Origin of the sequence: Streptomyces sp. AC558_RSS880 (assembly GCF_019049255.1) — a bacterium.
Taxonomy (GTDB): Bacteria; Actinomycetota; Actinomycetes; order Streptomycetales; family Streptomycetaceae; genus Streptomyces.
On the sequence record NZ_JAGMUJ010000171.1, the window covers coordinates 20246 to 22579 of the forward strand.

The following is a 2334-nucleotide window of genomic DNA, read 5'->3' on the forward strand; positions in this document are numbered from 1 at the left end:
GAGGAAGGCGAGGCTCCCCGTTCCGAGCACCGAGCCGCGCACGACCCCCGCTCCGGGTTCGCCCGTGGCGAGCGCGTCGAGACCGGTCAGCAGCGCGGTCCGGGAGGAACCGATCACCGCCGCACGCTCGTCGAGAGCCGCGCGCGAGCCGGCGAGCACCGAGGCCACGGCGGTCAGGTCGACGTCGGGGTGCTCGTGCAGGTAGGCGGAGAGGACGGCCGCCTGAGCCCGGAGGGCGTCACCGGACTTCGCCGAGAGCAGCCAGGGCAGGACACGTCCCTCGCCCGTCGTCTCCCCGTCGGACTCGGTGACCACCGGGTCGGGGCCCTGTTCGAGGACGACGTGGGCGTTGGTGCCGCTGGCTCCGAAGGAGGAGACACCCGCCCGCCGCGGACGCCCCTGCGTCTGCGGCCACTCCCGCGCCTGCGTCAACAACTCCACCGCACCCGCCGACCAGTCCACATGCGGGGTCGGTTCGTCCACGTGCAGCGTCTGCGGCAGCACCCCCTGGCGCATCGCCATCACCATCTTGATCACGCCCGCCACACCCGCGGCGGCCTGCGCGTGACCGATGTTCGACTTCAACGACCCCAGATACAGTGGCCGTTCGCCGGGACGGTCCTGCCCGTACGTCGCGATGATCGCCTGCGCCTCGATCGGGTCACCGAGCGTCGTGCCCGTACCGTGCGCCTCCACCGCGTCCACGTCGGCGGCCGACAGACCCGCGCTCGCCAGCGCCTGCCGGATGACCCGCTGCTGCGAGGGGCCGTTCGGCGCGGTCAGACCGTTGCTCGCGCCGTCCTGGTTCACCGCCGTGCCACGCACCGTCGCCAGCACCCGGTGGCCGTTGCGCACCGCGTCCGACAACCGCTCCACCAGCAGCACACCGACACCCTCGGACCAGCCCGTCCCGTCCGCGGCGGCCGAGAACGCCTTGCACCGCCCGTCCGCCGACAGCCCCCGCTGACGGCTGAACTCGACGAACACCTCCGGCGTCGACATCACCGTCACACCACCGGCCAGCGCCATCGAGCACTCGCCGCTGCGCAGCGCCTGCACGGCCAGGTGCAGACCCACCAGGGACGACGAGCACGCCGTGTCCACGGTGACCGCGGGGCCCTCGAAACCGAAGGCGTACGCCAGCCGGCCCGAGGCGGCGCTGCCGGTGTTGCCCATCAGCAGGTAACCGTCGACGCCCTCGGGCACCTTCTGCATGCCCGACGCGTAGTCGTGGTACATCACGCCGACGAACACGCCGGTCCGGCTGCCGCGCAGCGCGGCCGGGTCGATCCCGGCCCGCTCCAGCACCTGCCAGGAGGTCTCCAGCAGTAGCCGCTGCTGCGGGTCCATGGCGAGGGCCTCGCGCGGGGAGATCTCGAAGAACCCGGCATCGAAGTCGCCGGCGTCGTAAAGGAATCCGCCTTCGCGGGTGTACGTCTTACCGGAGGCCGCGGGGTCGGGGTCGTACAGGCCCTCCAGGTCCCAGCCCCGGTCCGACGGGAACGGCGAGACGGCGTCCCGACCCTCGGCGACCAGGCGCCACAGGTCCTCCGGCGATTCCACCCCGCCGGGGTAGCGGCACGCCATGCCGACGATCGCGATGGGTTCGTCGTCCGTCGCCGGTCGGGCGACCGCGGTGGGCGTCGCGTCCTGGGCGCCGAGGAGCTCCTCCCGGAGCGTGCGCAGCAGCGCGGCCGGTGTCGGGTGGTCGAAGACAAGGGTGGCGGGCAGGCGCAGTCCGGTCGCCGTGTTCAGCCGGTTGCGCAGGTCGAGGCCGGTGAGCGAGTCGAAGCCGAGGGCCTTGAAGGTGGTGGCGAGGTCGAGGTCGGCGCCCGCGGGCAGGCCCAGTACGGCGGCGATCTGTTCGCGGGCCACATCCAGCAGGGCACGTTCCCGCTCCGCCTCCGGCAGCACGGCGAGCCTCTGCGCGAGGGCGGACTGTGACGCGGAAACGGTCGCGCTGCTCGCCGTACGGCGCGGCGGCGTGGGCACGACCCCGCTGAGCATTCCCGTCAGCGTGCCCTCACCGGCGCGGACGCGGAGTGCCGGGAGGTCCAACACGGCAGGGACCAGCAGGGGTTCGGCGGACGCGAGAGCGGCGTCGAAGAGCCGCAGACCGTGCTCCGAGGCGAGCCGTCCGACGCCGAGTCGACTCATCCGCTGCCGGTCGACGGCGCTCATGGTGCCGGTCATACCGCTCGCCTCGGCCCACAGTCCCCAGGCCATGGAGGTGGCTGGGAGTCCTTCCGCGCGGCGGAGATGGGCGAGCGCGTCGAGATACGTGTTGGCCGCCGCGTAGTTCGCCTGACCGGGACCGCCCAGGATGCCGGAGAC

General features: G+C 72.9%; 1 protein-coding gene. It reads right to left on the bottom strand.

All coding sequences use genetic code 11. The features are described 5' to 3' along the window. On the bottom strand, positions 1-2334 hold a 2334-nt coding region (locus tag KUM38_RS39010; protein WP_217136889.1), incomplete at both ends, for a beta-ketoacyl synthase N-terminal-like domain-containing protein.